Origin of the sequence: Endozoicomonas sp. ALC013, assembly GCF_049310205.1 — a bacterium.
In the GTDB taxonomy this organism is placed as follows: Bacteria; Pseudomonadota; Gammaproteobacteria; order Pseudomonadales; family Endozoicomonadaceae; genus Endozoicomonas.
Genome location: NZ_JBLYNS010000008.1, coordinates 16,039 through 35,545 on the forward strand (window position 1 = coordinate 16,039; position 19,507 = coordinate 35,545).

General features: G+C 50.2%; 16 protein-coding genes. 12 read left to right on the plus strand and 4 right to left on the minus strand.

The features are described from left to right. Window positions 1-14 precede the first annotated feature (14 nt). The 3 genes from ACO6V1_RS03190 to ACO6V1_RS03200 all read left to right on the plus strand — a co-directional run bounded on the left by ACO6V1_RS03190 (window position 15) and on the right by ACO6V1_RS03200 (window position 6,210). On the plus strand, window positions 15-4,634 hold the full coding sequence (locus tag ACO6V1_RS03190) for a hypothetical protein (RefSeq protein WP_422449942.1): 4,620 nt from the start codon (window positions 15-17) through the stop codon (window positions 4,632-4,634). Between the two features lie 154 nt (window positions 4,635-4,788). Then, the gene (locus ACO6V1_RS03195; RefSeq protein WP_422449941.1) at window positions 4,789-5,409 is read left to right on the plus strand and encodes an FKBP-type peptidyl-prolyl cis-trans isomerase; all 621 of its coding nucleotides are present in this window, start codon (window positions 4,789-4,791) and stop codon (window positions 5,407-5,409) included. 201 nt (window positions 5,410-5,610) lie between these two features. Beyond that, window positions 5,611-6,210 carry a hypothetical protein gene (locus tag ACO6V1_RS03200; RefSeq protein ID WP_422465783.1) on the plus strand — a complete coding sequence of 200 codons (600 nt, stop codon included), beginning with the start codon at window positions 5,611-5,613 and terminating at the stop codon, window positions 6,208-6,210. 74 nt (window positions 6,211-6,284) lie between these two features. On the opposite strand, the gene gpmM is transcribed toward ACO6V1_RS03200, so the two are convergent. Beyond that, a complete protein-coding gene (gpmM, locus tag ACO6V1_RS03205) occupies window positions 6,285-7,817 on the minus strand; it encodes a 2,3-bisphosphoglycerate-independent phosphoglycerate mutase (RefSeq protein WP_422465785.1) in 1,533 nt (510 codons plus the stop codon). Between the two features lie 11 nt (window positions 7,818-7,828). On the opposite strand from gpmM, the gene ACO6V1_RS03210 reads away from it, so the two are divergent. The 4 genes from ACO6V1_RS03210 to ACO6V1_RS03225 all read left to right on the plus strand — a co-directional run bounded on the left by ACO6V1_RS03210 (window position 7,829) and on the right by ACO6V1_RS03225 (window position 9,535). Next, window positions 7,829-7,966 carry a hypothetical protein gene (locus tag ACO6V1_RS03210; protein ID WP_422465787.1) on the plus strand — a complete coding sequence of 46 codons (138 nt, stop codon included), beginning with the start codon at window positions 7,829-7,831 and terminating at the stop codon, window positions 7,964-7,966. 271 nt (window positions 7,967-8,237) lie between these two features. Continuing rightward, the gene (locus ACO6V1_RS03215) at window positions 8,238-8,654 is read left to right on the plus strand and encodes a rhodanese-like domain-containing protein (protein WP_422449938.1); all 417 of its coding nucleotides are present in this window, start codon (window positions 8,238-8,240) and stop codon (window positions 8,652-8,654) included. Window positions 8,655-8,741: 87 nt separating this feature from the next. Then, on the plus strand, window positions 8,742-9,248 hold the full coding sequence (secB, locus tag ACO6V1_RS03220) for a protein-export chaperone SecB (RefSeq protein WP_241693370.1): 507 nt from the start codon (window positions 8,742-8,744) through the stop codon (window positions 9,246-9,248). A 77-nt stretch (window positions 9,249-9,325) separates the two neighbouring features. Beyond that, window positions 9,326-9,535 (plus strand): DUF29 domain-containing protein, encoded by a 210-nt coding sequence (locus tag ACO6V1_RS03225; protein ID WP_422465817.1) that lies wholly within the window; start codon window positions 9,326-9,328, stop codon window positions 9,533-9,535. A 174-nt stretch (window positions 9,536-9,709) separates the two neighbouring features. On the opposite strand, the gene trmL is transcribed toward ACO6V1_RS03225, so the two are convergent. After that, window positions 9,710-10,174, minus strand: coding sequence for a tRNA (uridine(34)/cytosine(34)/5-carboxymethylaminomethyluridine(34)-2'-O)-methyltransferase TrmL (trmL, locus tag ACO6V1_RS03230; protein ID WP_422465789.1), 465 nt, complete (start codon window positions 10,172-10,174; stop codon window positions 9,710-9,712). A 1,042-nt stretch (window positions 10,175-11,216) separates the two neighbouring features. Here trmL and ACO6V1_RS03235 point away from each other — a divergent pair. From ACO6V1_RS03235 to ACO6V1_RS03250, 4 genes are all read left to right on the plus strand, one after another. Continuing rightward, a complete protein-coding gene (locus ACO6V1_RS03235) occupies window positions 11,217-11,765 on the plus strand; it encodes a hypothetical protein (protein WP_422449935.1) in 549 nt (182 codons plus the stop codon). A gap of 350 nt (window positions 11,766-12,115) precedes the next feature. Beyond that, complete coding sequence (locus ACO6V1_RS03240; protein WP_422465791.1) at window positions 12,116-14,578, plus strand: TcfC E-set like domain-containing protein; 2,463 nt, start codon at window positions 12,116-12,118, stop codon at window positions 14,576-14,578. Window positions 14,579-14,671: 93 nt separating this feature from the next. Beyond that, window positions 14,672-15,706 (plus strand): hypothetical protein, encoded by a 1,035-nt coding sequence (locus ACO6V1_RS03245; protein WP_422449933.1) that lies wholly within the window; start codon window positions 14,672-14,674, stop codon window positions 15,704-15,706. A gap of 402 nt (window positions 15,707-16,108) precedes the next feature. Next, window positions 16,109-16,936, plus strand: a complete 828-nt coding sequence (locus ACO6V1_RS03250) for a hypothetical protein (RefSeq protein ID WP_422449932.1) — start codon at window positions 16,109-16,111, stop codon at window positions 16,934-16,936. A 250-nt stretch (window positions 16,937-17,186) separates the two neighbouring features. Here ACO6V1_RS03250 and ACO6V1_RS03255 read toward each other — a convergent pair whose 3' ends face one another. Beyond that, complete coding sequence (locus tag ACO6V1_RS03255; protein ID WP_422449931.1) at window positions 17,187-17,933, minus strand: hypothetical protein; 747 nt, start codon at window positions 17,931-17,933, stop codon at window positions 17,187-17,189. A gap of 414 nt (window positions 17,934-18,347) precedes the next feature. Between ACO6V1_RS03255 and ACO6V1_RS03260 the strand changes: the two genes are divergently transcribed. Next, complete coding sequence (locus tag ACO6V1_RS03260) at window positions 18,348-18,737, plus strand: hypothetical protein (RefSeq protein WP_422449930.1); 390 nt, start codon at window positions 18,348-18,350, stop codon at window positions 18,735-18,737. Here ACO6V1_RS03260 and ACO6V1_RS03265 read toward each other — a convergent pair. Continuing rightward, window positions 18,719-19,435 (minus strand): molecular chaperone, encoded by a 717-nt coding sequence (locus ACO6V1_RS03265; protein WP_422449929.1) that lies wholly within the window; start codon window positions 19,433-19,435, stop codon window positions 18,719-18,721. The two genes, ACO6V1_RS03260 and ACO6V1_RS03265, sit on opposite strands and share 19 nt — an antisense overlap. Window positions 19,436-19,507: the final 72 nt, after the last annotated feature.

Here is a 19,507-nt window from a genome sequence, read left to right on the forward strand (position 1 = left end):
CCTATGCCCAGTGTGTGTCTTCTGGTAACCGGGAAGCCGGTTCAGGCATGCCTCTTGATCGCAGAAAAAGTACATTTAACGGTAAAAGGGTCGCAAACCGTCAGTCTTATAGAGGCAGAGCCTCCACCCCGGATTATGGCAGGCAACTGGAAGAAGCCTTTTGGCAAAATAAACAGTTACAAAGACGTGTAATTACCGTGGCTGAAGTGCTTACCGCCTTTGGCAATGATACAACGTCGATCAGAAGTGGCTTTTTCCTGCAAAGACTCTGCTTGCAGAACGTGCTGGCTGGCAATAAAAAAGTGACGCCGGATCGGGTCATTCAAGAATTCAACCGAAAACCGGGTCGGAACAACAAGTGCAAATTAGCAATAGCACGCTTTAAGGAAGAGTGTTGCCTGAAGGGCCTGTTGTTACTTGGCCAGAAGGTGACACCGGAGGCGGTGGTTAAAGATTTTCAGGCAATCCAGGCAATACTTGAGCTGGCGCGCTTCAAAGCGGAATGTTGCCTGCAGGGCCTGGCATTGCATGGCCAGAAAGTGACACCGGATGCGGTGATTAAGGATTTTCAGGGAGCCAACGCAACACTGGAGCTGGCACGTTTTAAAGAACTGTGTTGGCGGAAGGGTCTGATGTTGAATGGCAAACCGGTATTACTGGATGAGTTATTCAAGGATTTTCAGGCAGCCAGAGCAATGCGGGAGATAGGGCGCCTGAAGGAGCGATGTTACCTGAAGGGCCTGTCGTTGAATCGCCAGCCGGTCACAGCAGAAGCTGTGATTCAGGATTATCACGCAGCCGGGGCGACACTGGAGCTGGCCCGCTTTAAGGAACAATGTTGCCAGAAGGGCCTGATGTTAAACGGGCGGCCGGTCACAGCGGATGCGGTGGTTAAGGATTACCAGACAGCCAGGGCAACACTGGAGCTGGCGCGTTTTAAAGAGAAATGCTGCCTGAAAGGCCTGATATTGAATGGTCAGCCAGTCACACCGGATCTGGTGGTTATGGGTTTTCCGGATAGCCCGGAAGGCAAATTGGGGATAGCTCGCTTCAAAGAGGAATGCTGCCTGAGGAAGCTGCCATTGCATGGCCAGCCGGTCACAGCAGATGCGGTGATTAATGACTTTCAGGCCATCAAGGCAATACTGGAGATAGCGCGCTTCAAGGCAGAATGTTGCCTGAGAGGCCTGATGCTGAATGGCCAGCCGGTCACAACGGACGTGGTGATTAAGGATTTTCAGGCCGCCGGGGCAATACTGGAGCTGGCGCGCTTTAAGTCGCAATGCTGTCTGAGCCGCCTGCCGGTGAATGGCCAGCAGGTCACAGCGGATGCGGTAGTTAAGGATTTTCAGATGGCCGGGGCAAAAGTGGAGCTGGCGTACTTTATAGAGCAATGTTTTCTGAAGAACCTGCCATTAAATGGCCAAACAATCACACCCGATGCGGTAGTCAAGAGTTTTCAGGTGGCCAGGGCAGCACTGGAGCTGGCACGCTTCAAATCGATATGTTGCCTGAAAGGCTGGCCGTTGAATGACCAGCAGGTCACACCGGATGCGGTGATTAAGGATTTCCCGAATAATCCGGAAGGCAACATGGGGGCAGCGTACTTCAGGTCGCAATGCTGCCTGAAGGCGCTACCGGTGAATGGCCAACAGGTCTCAACGGATGCGGTGGTTAAGGATTTCCCGGGTAGTCCGGAAGGCAAACTGGCGATAGCGCGCTTCAAGCAGGAATGTTTTCTGAGGAGAATGCCGTTGTATGGCCAGCCGGTTACAGCAGATGCGGTGGTTAAGTGTTTCCCGGATAGCCGGGAAGGCAAACTGTCGTTAGCACGCTTTAAGGAGTCGTGTTGCCTGAGCAGCCTGCCGTTGAACGGGCAGCCGGTCACTGCGGATGCAGTGGTTAAGGATTTTCGGGCAGTCAGGGCAACGCTGGAGATAGCCCGCTTTAAGGAACGATGTTGCCTGATGGGCCTGGCATTGAATGGCCAGAAGGTCACACCGGAGGAAGTCGTCAAGGATTTCCCGGATAGTCCGGAAGGTAGACTGGGGATAGCACGCTTTAAGGAACAATGTTGCCTGAAGGGCGTGATGTTGAACGGCCAACGGGTTACACCGGACGCAGTGATTAAAGATTTTCAGGCCGCTAAAGCAATACTGGAGATAGCGCACTTTAAAGAACATTGTTGTCTGAAGGGGCTGTTGTTGAATGGCCGACAGGTGACAGCCGATGCAGTGATTAAGGGTTATGAGGCCTCTGAAGCATTGCTGGCTCTGGCACGTTTCAAGGCGGAATGCTGTCTGAGGGGAATGTCGGTTAATGGCCAGCAGGTCACTGTGGATGAAGTGATCAAGTATTTTCCGGATAGTCGGGAGGGCAAACTGGGTATAGCGTACTTTAAGGAACGATGTTGCCTGAGTGGCCTGCTGTTGAATGGCCAGCAGATCACACCGGATAGTGTCGTTCAGGCTTTCCTGGATAGTCCTGAGAGTAAAATAGCCGTAGCACACTTCAAGCTTCAATGTTGTCTGATGGGGCTGAGGTTGAAAGGTCAGCGGGTCACACCGGAAGAGGTGATCAAGGGTTTCCCAAATAGTCCGGAAGGCAAGCTGGGGATAGCGCGCTTTAGGGAGCAGTGTTTCCTGAGGGGAATCTTATTGAATGGCCAGCTGGTCACTGCGGATTCGGTAGTCAAGGATTTTCCGGATACTTCGGAAGGCCAACTGGGGCTGGCGCGCTTTAAGGAAAAATGTTGCCTGAGTGGCCTGCTGTTGAATGGCCAGCCGGTCACGCCGGATGCAGTGGCCAGGGCCTTCCCGAAGAGTCAGGAAGGAAAACTGGGGTTAGTACGCTTTAAGGAACTATGTTGCCTGAGAGGCCTGCTGTTGAATGGCAGGAAGATCAGACAGGATGCGGTGATCAAGGCCTATGAACGGGGCAACTGGTTGCTCGAAAGAGCGATTTTTTATGCTCAGCTGGCATTGAATGCCAGTGAAGTGAATGGCAACACCCTGGATAACCAGATTGTATTGGCAGCGTATGATAAAGCCCCCGGGAATCATTCTTCAAGGCAAGCTGAATACCTGATGCAAAGGTTGAAACAACCTCAGTGGTACGATGAAGCCAACGAAGATCAGGAGACCATTCAAAGGGCCTGGCAAATCTTAAACAGCGTACCGGCTAAAGATCTCCAGAAACGGCTGAAATGTGTATTGAAATTCATGGCGATGCAGTATGAATTGACCATTGATCATCGGAGAGTGTCAGCAGAACAGGTATTGCAATCCATCAAAACACTGAGGTGCTCATTTCAGAACTCACGCCTGCATTTTTTCTTCCTGGCACACTGCTGTATCACCGGACGGCCTGTTAATGGACGACAAGTCCATAAGAATCAGGTTTTGGAGTCCCTTCAGAGTTTTCCCCGGGGAAGCAATCTGCGCCATGCCCTGGGCTGCTGGTTTGAACAATACAGCTCCGCAGCCAACCTGATGGATGAGTTACTGATCAGACAGGAACATGCCATTGCCCCGGGGCGGTCCAATTATAACCGACGTGGATATGCAGCCCCTGCCTCACCAGCGCCATCCGCCGTCAATCCCGGCAGGGCAGCCCCATACCCTGTTCAGCTTAAGGAATACCTTAAAGAAACAGAAAATACGTCTGCCGCAGTTACCGTCAATGCGGCTCAAACTCTAAAGCACGGTTCAACAGAGCGGCCAGCAACAGGTAGACCGGAGTGTTCTGACAATCAGGTTCCGATGTTAAATGGGCTCACGCTGAAAGCTCTGGAGATTATCCAGGAAATCAACCATTCTTATACCAATCCACCCATCCTGATTACCGGTTCATACGCACGTTTTTTACAGAAACACTGCTTATCATTTAATGATATTGACATTATCTGCACGACAGAAGTGTCTGCCGAAACGCTCGTTGAAAAACTGCGGGCACTGAATACCGACAAGGATTCAGACATTCCTCAGGGTATCGTCATCTGGCGAGTCCCGGGGTGTCAGGCGATTAAACTGCCAAACGCCTACAATATTGATCTGAAAGACGGTGATCTGGGCATGAAAGCAATGGGACTCCAGGTCAATATTGATGACAGAGTAACCGATGCGAAGGCAGCGGCCATTCAGGTTTCCGGCGTTGATCGGCCGGTATGGTGTTTGCCGTTTACTGAAGAGACCAGGTTACTGAACAATACGCTGGAATACCTCGCTGAGAACCTTGATCCACTGACCGAACAATTGCAGAATGGCGCGGTATTTCCCATACCACGCACCATTCTGTTTAATCATCCTGAAAGCCCCAATGAGCGTATTTATGGCTTGTTTATGCGCTCCCTGCTGACCCTGAATAAAGCCAGACAGTTTATCGCCCTGCACTCTGCTGCCCCCCCCAAAGAACCTGACGACCTGACGAACCTGCTTCAGGAACAACAACGCCTTCATGCACTGACGGAGAATCTGCAAATGAAATTGCGTAACCATGTTCGCCGTCGTGATTTTGAGCACAGGGTTAACGGCTTGCTATTGACCAATCCGCCTGTGAATAATTACCAGATCAAGGGGAGGGATTTTATCAAAGCACTGATCGCGATGATTGGGCCTGCCAATTCCACCTCCTGAAAATGGGTTGAACCAAATAATATGCATACATTGGCAATTAACCAAATGGGCTCATACTGTAGGCAGTTATCTATTGCTGACCATCAGATCTCAATGGATCGCTTGCTAATCGTGATATACTCCCACGCTTAATTCCTAAAGAAGTTGATAATTAATGTCTGATATTTACCAAACCATGGAAGAGCGGGTCAGCTACGGTATTGGTCGCCAGATGGGTGATCAGCTGGCCTCCAACCCCATCGCGGGCTTATCGATTGATGCGGTTCTGGCTGGCCTTGCAGATGCCCTGAACGGTGTCGAAAGCGCTGTTGCCCACGAAGATCTGCACGCAGCCTTTACTGAAATGCAAACACGCCTGCAGGCAGAAGAAGCAGAAAAGGCTCGGGTGCTTGCTGCCGAAGGTGAACAGTTCCTGGCGGAAAATGCCAAACGTGAAGGTGTTCAGGTCACGGAATCCGGCCTGCAGTTTGAAATAATGGCCGAAGGCGATGGCGAAAAACCAACCCGTACCAGCACGGTAAGAACCCATTACCATGGCACACTGATTGACGGAACCGTATTCGACAGCTCCGTGCAACGGGGAGAGCCTGCAGAATTTCCGGTATCCGGTGTGATTGCCGGATGGACGGAAGCGCTGCAAATGATGAGCGTGGGTTCCAAGTGGAAGCTGTTTGTTCCTTATCACCTGGCTTATGGTGAGCGTGGAGCCGGTGGTGCCATCGGTCCATATACGACGCTGGTTTTTGAAGTGGAACTGTTGGATATTGTTTCCTGATCGATCAGTGCCTTTCAGATCCCTGTCTTTACTGACAGGGATCTGAACAACTCCTCAGTTCTTTGATAACCACTGCAAATGAAATAAATGTTTCTTTTCGAATTTAAAATCAAACTAAAAATAAATATTCATCTATTATGGTACTTTGTAAAAATCGTGAGACCGAAATAACTTGATAAAAGATTTAAAGGTACGCTACCGATGAATAATTTTAATTCCTATTTTGGTCAGTCAGGCAAATATTCAATGCCCGACCAATTTTCGCAGACATCGATGCCAGACAGGCCTCAACAACCACCATTTTCACCTACTACCCAGCCAAGCCATTCTTCAACGCCCACCAAGACTGCAAACGGTCTGCCGTGTGCATCGGCCCAACCTACTTCGTTCATGCCTCAGGCCACTTCACAGCCAAAGGATGACAGCCCTTCATGTCCGTCCCAGCCGACAATATCAGTTTGTTATAGAGAAGTGACTCAATATAAACAGACAACTTTTCAAACTACTCCGGATAAATTAAGTAAATTCTGTCCGGATGCTTTACTGGAGCAGGGTTTTACCGAGATTCCCTATGTTGATGATCTTTTACTGGCCACATCTCTCCCTGATCAACAAACTGTGCAAGTACTGCGTACCGTCGTATCATCTAATGTAGAACTCAATCGAAACCTGCATACACAGCCAGTGCCGACTCAGAGGCATTCTTCGGCGGTAGAACCTGATTCTGGCCGCCCCTCTCACCCGACGCAATATCATCAAAGCCATCACTATCCTGACAGAAACCGACGTGAAGGCATTTAACCTGTGGTATCCGACAACATCTGAAGATAAGCCTGTCACTTATCTTCAGACTCTGATCGAAAAAACAGAGCAGCTTACTTAACCAGCAGGGATTTTCCTGACATCTCGGCAGGCTGTTCCAAACCCATCAGCGCCAGCAGGCTGGGTGCCAGGTCAGACAAAATACCATCCTTCAGCTGAATGCTTTGCGGTCCAGCATACACCAGTGGTACCAGCTCACAGGTGTGGGCAGTGTGAGCCTGACCGGTGGTCGGGTCTTCCATCTGTTCGGCATTACCATGGTCCGCGGTAATCAGGCACTGACCACCGACTTCTTCCAGGGCTTCCAGCACACGGCCAATGCTCGCGTCTACCGCTTCCACCGCTTTGACCGCTGCGTTGAAATCACCGGTATGGCCAACCATGTCGCAGTTTGCGTAGTTACAGATGATCAGGTCGTGCTCGCCACTGCGGATTTCCTGAATCAGACGATCGGTGACTTCCGGAGCACTCATCTCTGGCTGCAGGTCGTAGGTAGCGACTTTTGGTGAGGCCACCAGCACTCGTTTCTCGCCATCAAACGGCTCTTCACGACCACCGCTGAAGAAAAAGGTCACGTGTGCGTACTTCTCGGTTTCCGCAATACGGAGCTGGGTTTTGCCCAGTTTCTCCATGTATTCACCCAGCGTGTTCACCAGTTCGCTGGGCGGGAAGGCACAGGGGGCATCAATGTCTGCAGAGTACTGCGTCAGCATCACAAAACCGGCCAGATCGGCCACACGGCTGCGCTGGAAGCCATCGAAGTCCTGATCAACAAAGGCACGGGTGATTTCGCGGGCTCGGTCAGCACGGAAGTTCATAAATACCAGTGCGTCGCCATCGTTCAGCCGGGCTGCTTCAGCACCAATCACGGTGGCTTTAACAAACTCGTCGTTTTCGTCACGCTCATAAGCAGCTTGCAAGCCTTCAACTGCGGTTGCGGCAGTGAACTCGGCCTTGCCATCGGTGATCAGGTCATAAGCCTGCTGGACACGGTCCCAGCGGTTGTCACGGTCCATGGCGTAGTAACGGCCAATCAGGCTGGCAACACGGCCAATGCCTTTTTCCTGCAACATGGCATCCAGCTTTGCCAGAGACGATTCAGCGCTGCGCGGTGGTGTATCACGGCCATCCAGGAAGGCATGAACATAGACTTCTTTGGCACCACGACGGTCAGCCAGTTCAACCATGGCATGGATATGGTCTTCATGGCTGTGAACACCACCCGGAGATACCAGTCCCATAATATGAACGGCTTTACCGGCATGAATGGCTTTATCCACAACGCTGGTAATCACCTCATTCTCATAGAAGTCACCGTCCCGGATGGCTTTGGTAATGCGGGTCAGTTCCTGGTAAACCACGCGGCCTGCACCCAGGTTCATATGGCCAACTTCACTGTTACCCATCTGGCCATCGGGCAGGCCAACGTCCATTCCGGAACCGGAAACGAAGCTGTGCGGGTTCTCTTGCCACAGACGATCCATTACCGGCGTTTTGGCGGCCAGAATGGCGTTGCTGTCTTTTTCTTCACGGTAGCCGTAACCATCAAGGATGATCAGGGCGGTAGGTGTGCGCTTATCAGTCATGGGTCTTAACCTTGGCGAACGGGAAGGCTGGTGAAGAGGCTGAATGTCTGACTTATCAGCGCGATCTCTTGAACCAACCTTATGGTGAGTGGAATGGTTGGCATTCTACCTGCTTTGCCGCCGGTTTCCAGTACAATGCCTGCTCTTGAGTGAACAGCGCAAACTATCACACCAGGGGGCGTCAACCGGCGATATCCTCTGGAAGTCTCTGCAATTTCCTGAAACTTTCCGCACAAATATCACCGACAGCGTTTATGGAGTCATTTTAGTTGGCGGTGGCTTTTTGTACTAACGCACCGTGCATAACAAAAGGCGCACAAAAAGTCGGCCAGCACTTTTTCCGTCGTCATTCCCTTACTTTCCTGAGACGGGATCAGTATACTTGCCACCTTTCAATTGATAGATTGACAGCTTGTCGGCATGGAACAATTCATCGAGTTTATCATTAACCATCCCCTGCACGTTGGTGCACTGGTGGCGCTGGCCAGCGCTTTGGCCTTTACTGAAATGCGCAAGGGTGGGCAAAGCGTTTCCACCGCCCAGCTGACCCAGATGGTCAACCAGGACCAGGGCGTGGTGATCGACGTCCGGGAAAAGGCAGATTTTTCCAAAGGTCATATCGTCAACGCCATTAACGTTCCTTATACAAAAATCAAGGAGCGTGCCGGTGAACTGGAGAAATACCGCGAAAAGACCATTATTGTGGTGGATGCCATGGGGCAGCACAGCGGCAGTGTTGGCAAAACCCTGAAAACCGAGGGCTTTGCCAATGTGGTCAGACTACAGGGTGGTATGTCCACCTGGGCCTCTGACAACCTGCCAGTGGTCCGAAAATAGGCTCTGGCTGGACAATCTGCACGATCATTACCAAAATGCGTTATTCGCTTGGCTTATCATTAGCTCATCAAAAGTAAGGAAATGACAATGGCTGAAAATCATCAGCAGGCTTCTCAACAACAGCAGGCTCCGCAGTTTGCGTTGCAGCGAATCTACACGAAAGACATCTCCTTTGAATCACCAAAGGCCCCTGAGATCTTTCAGAAGCAGTGGCAGCCAGAAGTCAAACTGGACCTGAGCACCAGCAACCGCCCTCTTGAAGAAGGTCTGTACGAAGTGGTTCTGTCCCTGACGGTAACCGTGGAAAATGGTTCCGGCAACAACCCTTCAGATAAGAAGGAAACCGCTTTCGTGACTGAAGTGCATCAGGCAGGCGTCTTCCTGGCCAAAGGTCTGGATGAAGAAGAACTGCACCGTACCCTGGGTGCCTTCTGCCCGAATATCCTGTTCCCCTATGCCCGCGAAGCCATCGACAACCTGGTACTGCGCGGCAGCTTCCCTCCGCTTATGCTGGCACCAGTAAACTTCGACGCGCTGTATATGCAGGCCCGCGAACAGCAGTCTGCCAAGCAGCAGCCGGAAGCTGTTAACTGATTAATGCTTAGCCGACTTCTTTCTGAAGTCGGCTTCCTTTTCCTGCCCCCCTCCCCTTTGCCTCCGCTGTAATAACCATAAAAGAACAAAGAAAGCAGATTGAGCGTTTATTAATGGACTCCCCGGGGCTGAAAAGCAAACTTAACGAAATGTTGTCTGTCGCATATCAACGAGCCGTGGAAGATGCTCATGATGAAACCAATCTGCCAGTTAACTCATTTCCAAAACAGTGCCCCTGGAGTTTCCAGCAAACGGTGGATAAAAACTTCTGGCCTTTCGGGTCTTAGTACATGGTTTCAATGAGTTTGATGTCTATTATCCCCGTTCATCCTGAGCGGAGTCGAAGGGTGATTGGGACAGTCCTCAGGGTATGGAGTTTGCGTCCTTCGACTCCGCTCAGGACGAACGGAGTTTGGGCGTCATTGATAGAGAGAACCCATCAAATACATTGAAACCGTATACTACCGCCCACCAATAAACCCCATCTGCCGCCAGGCTTCATAAACCATCACCGCCACGGTATTGGACAGGTTCAGGCTCCGACTGTCCGGGAGCATGGGTAATCTCAGCACCTGCTCTTTCGGCAAAGAGTCAAGAATCTCTGCTGGCAGGCCACGGGTTTCCGGGCCAAACAGCAGGGCATCCCCTTCTCGAAAGGTGCAGCAGCTGTAATTAGTGGTTCCCTTGGTGCTCAGAGCCAGCACCCGGCCTGGTTTGACGGATTCCAGAAAACTTGAGTAGTCCGGATAAATCTTCAGCTCGGCAAACTCATGGTAATCCAGACCCGCCCGTTTCAATCGCTGATCATCCAGCTCAAAGCCCAGGGGTTCTATCAAATGCAGACGAAATCCGGTATTGGCACAGAGACGGATAATATTACCGGTATTGGGGGGGATTTCCGGCTGGTAGAGGACAACATCAAGCATGGGCAGATCCAATAGATGACAGAGTGTCAATGATAGAGTATCTGGGTGTTGGAGGGCATTAGTTGAGTTGGGTTCGCCTCCCGCTGCCCGATAAGCTTAAGTGCAGCAACTGTTTCGGCCAACAGCCAACAGCCAACAGCCAACATGCTTCAAATCGCCATAAAAAAAGGATTGGTAAACTTACTGCCTTGCTAAGCTGGCATCTTGCCTTGAAGATGAAGGTTTTTCGCCGCTTTCTATCCACCCCCACCATACCGAACTGTCCGGCTTGCTTCCCATGATTCACAAAGACCCGTTTGACCGCCTGTTGGTTGCCCAGGCTCAGGCAGAAGGCCTGGATTGTCTCGGTTGATGCTGTCTTCCCCGGTTATCAGGTCAGATTGGTAAACGCCGGGGAGTAACAGCGCTCCCCGACCAAGAGCATGACATTTCTGTGACGCCAAATAGCGATAATTGAGTCTCAAACAGCCAGCCATTCAGAAACCATCCCGGTGGCATTGGCATAATGCCGTTGCTCATAAGTTGGATGGGAATAGGCAATACCCCAAGCGTGAAGAAGCGGCAGTAAAACATCATCAAATGATAGGTATTGAGACACATTGCGCGAGCATAAAATTGTCAATTATTCACAAGGCACAGATGCTTGAGTACTGCATACTCGTAAAAACCGATGGTTAGAAAACTTATTTGATATAAGTCACAAAAAGCTTGTGTATAATTCCGGAATGTTGAAAAATCGCGGCTAAATATAATGACTGACCAAATGCTTTTAGTCTGTGTGAATGCAGAAAAAGACTTTGGTCGTAAAATAAACATTTTCCGGTGTTGACTTGAGAAGGTTTGTGGCTGGGTTTACGGAAAGAGTGAGTGAATTGTTAACTGTAAACAGTGAATGGTTGGGCTTGGCGAGCTGGGCATACCTTGGTAACCATTCACTCTTCACCCTGAGCACTTCCCTTTTTCCCGCTCACAAATTAAACGTCACCGTATAATAATGTAACCATAAGAAAACAGCAGTTAACCACTGCGTGAGGGCAAAATAATGAAAAAATTAAAGACATTGGCGCTGACGACGGCGGTTTCTTTGGGGTTGTTGGGGTCTAATGCTTCTATGGCCGAAACTCAAGGAAGTCTCGGGGCAACATCTGAGGGAACTTTTGATATTAAACTTAGCCTTGGGCAAATTGTACAAATATGGGGCTTTAATGATTTGTACTTTACAGGTAATGACAAGTCGCCTGCTATGAATCTATGCGTCAAAAATAATGACACTAATAATACTGTCAGGCTCAGTGTGGAAGGAAGTTTCAAATTAGGCACTCCAACCGAAAATGGTGCTAACTATTCTGTTTCCATAACTGACACCTCTAACGCAAAAGAATCAGTCTGGGGTAGTGGTGCATCTGAGCTTGACTCTGGTGAATTCAGTACTGTGGGCTACACAACACAAGATTCATCTGATGCTGTAGATACAACTTCTTGTGCTGATGGCTCTACTTACAATGCTGTAGACCTTACAGTTCAAGTTAAAGGCACAAAGGGAACAGGTGTATTTAGTGACACAGTTACTGTAACTGTATTCCCAATCTGACCTCATTCCCACGGTTCCCCGTGGGAATGCATACCCAAAAACTGGAGTCAAGTAAGAGAAACCAGGGTCAGAAAAACAAGAAAAAACAAGCAAAAAACAAGGGTCAGGTCTTGATTCTTGAAACAAAGGTAGGCCGGTTCGCTGGCCTCGTTCCCACGCAGAGCGTGGGAACGAGAATATAAACTCTGAGATCCCTGTGCCACCGCCAGGGATCGTGAAAACGCTGAAAATACTGGAGCAATTTTCAGCATCTTTGTGGTTAAACAACCAGGATAAGACCACCTATTATGCGTCGTTGGCAGTACATCGCTAGATTGTTTTTTGTATTTTCCATGTGCGCTTGCAGCCAAATGGCACTTGCTGCCGACCCTATTTTTCTTGCCGCCACCAACCCACCCGCCGGGTTTGAAGATCTCAGCAGCACCCAGCAATCCCTGGTGGATATCTATTTCGGCAACCGCTATATCGGCTCCCAGCTGGCCTCGTTCAGCCCCGGCATTATTGAACTGCCCAACCCCGCTGAGCTGGTGCGCCAGATCGGTAATCTGAATGACCCAACCCTGATTGTCAGCACCCTGACCGGCGAACTGAACAGCCATAGTGATCGGGTGTGCCTGAATGATTCATCACAAAACTGCGGTATCCTGGAAACGCGGGTGGCCGGGGTAATCTTTGACGAATCCCGCTTCCGTGTGGATATATTCATCAACCGTCGTTTTATGCTGACCCGCGCCGCCGATGTGCGCAAATACCTGCCCCCTTCCGATGCGGGCTTTGCCCTGATGCAGAACTTTTCTGCGGCGGTTTCCGGCTCCACAGCCGAGGGCAGCGATAACAGCTATACACTCAATGGCCTGACCATGGCCGCCCGGGAAGAGAACAGCCTCTACTGGAGCTGGGACTATTCCGATACCAACCACTTCTCCGTCAATCAGTTGTACGGTCAGCGGGACTTTGAAGGGGTTGAATACAACGCTGGTCTGTTATCCACCAGCGGTTTTGGCTTCAACCTGACCTCTGACCAGCCGATGGTCGGCCTGCGAATTAACAGTTCCAACAATACCCGGGAAGACCTGGACTTCTCCGGTGGTATGCCGGTGGCCGTGTTCCTGCCCACCCGTGGCCGGGTGGAAGTGCGCAAGGATGACCGACTGATCGACAGCGAGTTCTTCGAGGCAGGTTCCCAGCAGCTGGATACCAGCAGCTTTCCCAGTGGCGCTTACGATATTGAAATTCGTATTCTCGATGAAAGCGGCAATCGGACCACCACGGAAACCCGCTTCTTTGCCAAGCAGAGCCAGATTCCACCCAGCGGCGAATGGCTGTTCTTTATGGAAACCGGCCGGGTGGTGAACCGTCAAGCGGATAAAGCCCTGCCAGAGCTGACGGAACAATGGCTGACCCGCGCCGGAGCCAACCGTCGGGTGCTTGATACTCTGGCCGCCACAGGTGCGGTGGCCATCAATAATGACGACGCCCTGATGGAGTTCGGGCTTTACCACTTTGGCTACCGTTATGAGATCTCACCATCGCTGATGCTGGCGGATAATGGCAGCAAGGGTTTTACTGTCAACAGTCGTCTGAGCCTGGGAGACTTATCCTTTTCAGGCAACTATCGTCGTTTATGGCACAATAAGTCACTGACTGATGATGTTGATGATGATGGCAATGACATCCCCGGCCTGTTTGGCAACGCCTTTGAGCAGCACTCGCTTTCCGCTTCCATGCCCCTGTTCGATGGCAGCCTGGGCTACCGTTACAGCCTGAACCAGGGCTTTGACGACAATAGTGACCCGCTGGACCCGACCCGAACTCACAGCCTGGACTATCGCCGTACCCTGTTCCGCACCTTTGATTACGATGGCGATATGACCCTGAGCCTGGGCAAATCCAGAGATACCAGAATTGGCCTGATCAGCTTCAGTTTCCGTTATCGTGATGACCACTGGGACTTCCGGGCCACGCCACGGGCTGAAATCAGCAAGCGCGATGGGGTAACTGACCGTTCTGAACGACTGCGGATTTCTACCTCCTGGGATGATGGCGATCTGCTGGATGGTGATCTGCGGTTTAATGCCGGCGTTGAAGGCGGCACCGGTGATGAACGTATGGATGGCAGCGTGCAGTACGCCAACCACTATGGCCGGGCCAGCTTCAGTGCCAGCCATACCCGCAGCAGTGACAGCAGTATCACCTCCTGGGGCGGCAGTATGAGCACCAGCTTCCTGACGGACGGTGAAGTGTTTGCCCTGGGTGGTGAAGAGCGTGCCGAGAGCGCCCTGGTGGTGAATCTGGATGGCCGCCCCGGTGATGTATTTGACGTAAAGGTAAATGGCCAGCGTCGTGGTTATGCCATTGCCGGCTCCCCATCCATTATTGCCCTGTCACCCTACGAGCAATACCGGGTCAGCCTGAGTCCGGCCGGTGAAACCCTTTACAGCTTTGATGAGCGGGAAAAAACTGTCACCCTCTACCCTGGCAATGTGGTGACTCTGGATTACGAAGCGATTCCCCTGCAGCTGCTGTTTGGACGACTACTGTTTAACGGTCTGCCACTGGAAGGTGCCCGTATTAACGGGGGCCTCTTCCCTGGCAGTACAGACGATATCGGTATGTTCCAATTGGAAACCCGTTCCGATGTCGGTAACCTGCAGGTAGAACTGAACAATGGCTGGCTCTGTCAGCTACCGGTTAAACCACTGAATGCCGGTTATGTATTGCAGATGGGCACCATAGATCTTGCCGATGCCCAGTGTGCACCGTTGCTGGAGGGCCAGCTGGCGATTACCGGGCGAAATGCTATTGACGAATAATGTCATTTCTACCCGTTAGTCAGCCTGCAGAACGCTACAGGCTGTCAAAATCTGGAAACATAACCAACCAATCCCTATTTATCAGGACATACTGTGAGCGCTGTTGTCACACAAACCTATAAAAAAAAGGCAAAACCTCTCTCAACTTGCCTGTTCTTTCTTTTCTGCATTACCGCTTTTCAAGTAACAACGGCCTATGGTGATAGAGACTGTGTTGGCAACAACTGTGATCAGGACGGTAACTACTGGGTTAAAGTGAAGCGCCTTCCCGATATGCTGCCTTTGCCTGACTGGAATGGCCAGAAGTCTGTTCCCGGAAATACCGAAACCAGCGGTAAAAGTCAGTTTTGTACCATTGCCTATTTAGAAGGCAGACCTCGTACAATGTTTGATCCGCAAGTCAGTATTTATGGCCCCGCATCTGATAGCAAATATATCTTGAAAAATGGCGGCCATTCTGTACCTGTAACCCTTGAAATCGAATCTGTTGCGGGTAGAGCCCCCCAGGATAAAACTGAATTTAAACCAGGGCAGTCGATCACCCTGACTGGCAATAATGGGTTTAGCCTGTGCAGAAATAATGAGCTGATTATTACTGCGACTGTTCGCCGGGAAGACATCCTGAAAACTGGAATGACAGGAAACTATCGCAGCCTTTTCCGGTTTAGTTCTGAGTCCACTATGGACGGTAAAAGCCTTGGTCCAGCCTGGATGGAATTTGAGGTCACACTTAGGATATTGCCTGTTATTCAAATATCACAACTGGGCAATATTCCCCTTATTCCCAGTGGAAACTCTGCCAAAGGTAGCCACCGGTTCTGTGTTTATGCCATGGGTTCTAATACATTTTCACTGGAAGCATCCAGCCTGACTGGAACCAGTCGGCCTGAACAAAAATTCGCTCTGAAAAATGGAGATAACAATTACATCAACTATGAACTTACAGTTACAGACTCCAAAGCAACCAGTAAGTCTTACGATAAAAATAGTGACCAAGAGGGGTTTTCAGCCACCGATGACTATCAATGTTCATCAACAAACATGATCGTAGAGGTGATAGTGCCAGATATTAATAAGCCAGCAGGCACTTACATCGATACGATGACATTTACGGTGACTCCGGACTAACCAGCCATCATCAATCTCCACTTTGTTATACGACGCTGTTTGACCGGATGGATTTTGGGTGAAAAATCCGTCACATTAGCTCCTTGTATATAAGCCTGATCTGATAAGGCTGGTTTCCAACTCTATAGAGTCTGTAACATCAGTCAGACGTTAGAATAATAAAACAGGGTCTGGCCATCTTTTATCTCAGTATGAGCGAAGTGATGGCACTGACAGTAATCAGTTATGTTGTATGATATTTTCTCGATCGTTCTAAAGTGCTTTCCCCCTATCGTTTTCACTCTATGGGTCCCTCTCTCTTTTGCTACTTTGGAATGCAGCTCACTTTCCGGAAACAGTGAACGCTGCACTGACGTGATTGGGCTGGAAGACCAGGAAATCACGATTCAGACAGAAGAGATCATGAATAACAGCTCTGTGATTTACGGCGAACAGCAATATTGTATTCTTTCCTATACAAAACCCTCTGCTAACAGTGATATCAACGCCTGGAGTCGTTTACCGTTTGATGTGCAGGTGGATGGCGATACGGCAGGTGACGATTTTGTCTTAAGAAATGGTAATAATACATTGCCGGTTGCTTTTAAGTGGCGTGGTGGTGCTCCAGTAAGTGGCGACTCCATTTGGGAAGAGCCTGGTCCGAGAAATCTGACTTCGGATCAGCAAGGTGCCACCTCCTGTGAAGATCAGCCCTTTTCTCAAGCATGGGTTCGGTTTGAGCTGCTGTCTTCCGAACTGCAAAGTATCCTGCCAGGCAGTTACAGCGGTAACTTTTCCGTTGATATCGGTCAGGGTTCAGCGAGCTACCATTCTGATGTTAATTTCACGGTAAACTTGCCAACCCTGGTCAAGATCAGCGGGTTGGACGATATGGTGCTGACCAGACGAGGCAATAATCGCTATCGCCAGGATGAGCCCTTTTGCGTGTTTGTGTCAGGGGGCGCTGATTATCGTATAAAGGCCAGCGGTGGCGCAGAAGCAAACGCCCCCTTCCTTCTTTCCAATGGCAGTAACACCATTCCCTACAGGGTGCGTTTATCCAGCGATGGGTCCAAGCTTAGTAAGGTCGATCCCGGAAAATGGCTGGAGGCAAAGAACAGCAGTACCTCGCTAAATTGCAGTGATAGTAACAACACTAAAGTGAGGGTTGTGGTTCTGGATAAATGGATAAATGGTAAGCCAGCCGGAGTATACAAAGGCACACTTTATCTCACCGTTGAGCCTTTATGAGAAGACTGATACTAATATCTGGCTTATCCCTTTCCTTACTTCACTTTTCCGGACACTTTTTCTCTCGTCCCCATGCTCCTGAGGTTGTCGCAAAACCCATAAAAGGGTCTCACCGCGTAGGCCACGAGTCGGCTCGCCTGCGAACCGACCTGCATCAAGACCATTTTTCCGGGTTTCGGGACGCAGGTTTCGGGTCAACCTCGCTCCGCGTGGGAACGAATGCAAACTACATTGAAACTCCGTGTCTGCTTTACGGCTCAATGGTTATTTCCATAACATCGCTGTAACTGCCTGCGCTGCGTGCCGGAAGATCTGACTTCAGAATCTCCACCCGTAACCTGACATTGGTGGAACCATTACAGATTTTACTGCGACTGCTCTTATATTTATATTTGCTTTTACCCGGACCATTAAAAATACTCCAATTTGAACTCCCATCCCCCCTTAAACTGATGCGATAAGAAATTTTGTTCCGGTTGGTACTGTCTGACAGGTAAAAGCCCTCAAGGGGACGTCTGGCGGATTTCAGACTCACCCTGTAATAAGTGCCATGGGTACCATACACACAAAAAAGCATTTCCTTCCACAACCATGCGCCGCCACCATCTTCCGGGGTAATCTCAACATCACTTAAGCCGGAGATGCGGTACAGTGTTTTAATATCCAGATCAATCCGGATTATTTTTGACTCCCGGCGGCTAGGAGGCCCGACAGTGAAGTCCAGCCAGGCCTTTTGCAGTCCAAGCAAGTCAAGCGTTTCTATTTTTTTACTGGCGATATGAATCTGCAGTTCAAATTCATAATCAGGACACTGGGATGGACCTGAAGAACTGCCTGAGGCAATAGTTGCTACTGAAGTCCTGTCGGGCTGAAGCTCTATTTTTTTTCCTTCTACCGCCTTGCCTTTGCCGGTAAACACCACTTTGCTGATGAAACTGTCATTAAGTCCACTTCTATAGAGGCCGGTGCTCAAGGGTCCAAATCTGAGTTCTTTCATATCATCCCCTGGGCTAACCGTGAGACAGAAGGATGTCTTGAGAACCAGCGTTTCTTCGCCGCTCCAGACCTCACTGAAGTTATCGTCGGGCATATTTATGAATGGCTGGTTACCGCCCTGCTCAACCCGGCTACCCTGTAATCCATCAACCTGAAATGAAAGAAAGAGGAGAATTCCCCATAAAACAGAAAATCTCACAACTCACTACCGAATAAAACTACCAACTGACAAACAGCCTGTTTACCACAAACATTACGGCCCGGCAAAACTCATTTCTCGTTTGCGTTGCTCTTTACTTTGCCGCACTGACAACACCGCTCCCGACCGTAACTCAAAGGCAGCAGTTTGAATATTTGCATTTCTACTGCTCTGGTCTGGCTTTGACACTCCAGGCAAGTGATGAGGATGATAATAATGACCGTCGAACGTTACGAGTTCCGCCTGACCCGATTAGAAGAAGTGAGGAAGGTGCGTCGTAACCAGGTGGATACCAGCAAGGGGGTGGATACCCTGGCCAGCCATATGAAGAAACATCAGGACCTGCTGCTTTCCAACCATAAGGCTACTGCCGACCTTGAGCAGGTGGTGCTGACACTGCCCCGTGATCTCAAAACCTTATCCGTTAAAGTGGATCAGAATCATATTGCCATGGAGAGCTATATTGATTTGTTTCCGGGTCTCCGGCAATCCTGTTCCCAAGATTTCGGCAGGGTGCCAGATGGTTCTGTTAAGGAACTCTCGAATCATCCCACCGGGAGCTTCACCAAGCGACAAATCGCCTGTATTTACAGAGAGAACTTCTGAGTCTCCTCAAACTCACCATCGAACAGGCCATACTGAATAAACCCTTTACCTTTTGCTGCACCCTCGGGCAGAGGCATTTCCCAACTTTCACCGGCATAAATACGAGTACCGTCGCTCAGGTCAGTACAGCTCTCTTGCGCATTACTGGTGCAGTATTTTCCATTACGAAGCACCACGTTGATATTGCCGCTATTGGTAAACGTCATTTTGCCATTATCCAATTTACCCTCCACTTTATACTCAGGGTTCTGAGGGCGCACAAAGACCAGGGCCTGATAGGCTACCAGCAGTTTGATGGCGGTTTGTTTGGCTTCCAGGTCACCAACCACAGGACGGAAGGTTACTCGATAGACCAGCTCTTTATCTTTGGGGGTTTCCAGACTCACCAACCTTACGGTTTTACGGCCATTGGGCGGAATAATGGCTTTTCCCGGTGTGGCCAGCAGTTTGATGTCATTGGGGTCTGTTACCCGAATACGTTCTTCCTGCTCCGTACCGGGATTGATGACGTTGTACACTTCAGTTTGCAGGTAGAGATTTTCTTTATCCGGATTGGAGACCACCACATCCTGCCGTGGCAGCTGGTCTGGCTTGAAGTAGACGATCATACGATCAAGAGACATGGTTGCCAGCACTTGTGAGCTGGCGATAAGAGTGACCAGCAGGCAGGCTCCACGGACAAGACGTTTCATGAACATATAATGGCAATTCCGGTTTGCCCCGGGCCAAACTTCGCTGCATAAGCCAGGGAGGTTTGAGGCGACAGGGGA